This is a genomic window from Pedobacter sp. 01T416_2 (assembly GCF_056398925.1).
On record NZ_JBFTQI010001170.1, the window covers coordinates 1 to 1,176 of the forward strand.

Annotated in this window: 2 protein-coding genes; one reads left to right on the top strand and one right to left on the bottom strand. The window is 38.4% G+C overall.

The window, feature by feature from the left end; translation table 11 throughout:
• Window positions 1-44 precede the first annotated feature (44 nt).
• On the top strand, window positions 45-734 hold the full coding sequence (locus AC1DPQ_RS28300; protein ID WP_215128327.1) for a hypothetical protein: 690 nt from the start codon (window positions 45-47) through the stop codon (window positions 732-734).
• Window positions 735-744: 10 nt separating this feature from the next.
• On the opposite strand, the gene AC1DPQ_RS28305 is transcribed toward AC1DPQ_RS28300, so the two are convergent.
• Window positions 745-1,029 (bottom strand): hypothetical protein, encoded by a 285-nt coding sequence (locus AC1DPQ_RS28305; protein WP_477585172.1) that lies wholly within the window; start codon window positions 1,027-1,029, stop codon window positions 745-747.
• Window positions 1,030-1,176 lie beyond the last annotated feature (147 nt).

Below are 1,176 nucleotides of genomic sequence, written 5' to 3' on the forward strand. Positions count from 1 at the left end.
GGATAAAAACAAGAAAGGATAAAAACAAGAAATAGCCGATATAGATGCCTTTTAACCTGCTCTTATTCCCTCTTGTAGGCGGCTATTATATTCTTATTAGGTTCAGATACCTTAGATACGTACAATATCGGCTAGAAAACCAACGTGTACTGTTAAATTCTGCTTTTGCAGGCATCCTGCTTTTAGGTGTATGCTTCTTATTAAGAGGATTATTCATTGCCATCTTTCCTGAAACCGTTGAACAGTTAAGTAAACTACTCCCTATCCATACCCCTTATTTCGGAACCACGAGCATGTCGTTATTTGTTGCTGTAGGCGCAACAGAAATTGCAAATCTTTTCATTAACCGCCTTAAGGCAATTAAAAGGGCAATAGCTACTTCAGGAAATGAATTTGAGCTTTTACTGAGTTCTTCTTTTTTTGATGCCCATCTTTTACAGTTTACCATGGATAGCGGCAAATTTTACATTGGCTGGGTTAAAGAGCTGCCCAAACCCTTTACCACCAGTTATATCCGAATTACCCCTGCCTTTAGCGGCTACCGCAAGGCTGACGATAAAGAACTGGTTTTTACCACCCAGTATTTAACGGTTTATGCCAGTTATATTGAAGATGGTTCGGTTGCAAATACAGATGAGTTAAAAACCGACCTCGTACTAAAAGCGGATAAGATCAATTCTATTTCGTTTTTTGATATGCATATGTACAACCGTTTTAATCCTTCGCAAGGATAAGCTTTCACTCCTAATCCTTCTTTTGACTGTATTTTTTCCAGGTTTCTATTTTAGCCTTCTGACGGGCAATGTAGGCATCGGCAATTACTTCAGCCGAACTCGAGCCTTCAACCGTTTCCAGCAGTTCCTTTAATTTATACTGATCTACATCTGCCTTATATAAAATCTGAATCAGTTTCGGAAAGTCATTATCGATTAAATAAGCAAAGGCATCAACCATTGCATCCCGCAACTGATCTTCAGAAAGATTGTCTGGTATATCGAAATCTTTGTTGATGATACTAATTAATGACATGGAACAGGATTTTTAGGATTACGGGATTTTAAGATCGATTTTATTAACATTAGAGTTAGGCAATTTGCACTAACCGAAGAACCACAGGCCAATTTAAATAAACCTGATAAAAGCGGCAGCTCCCGATTCTTCATCGGGACTATAGCG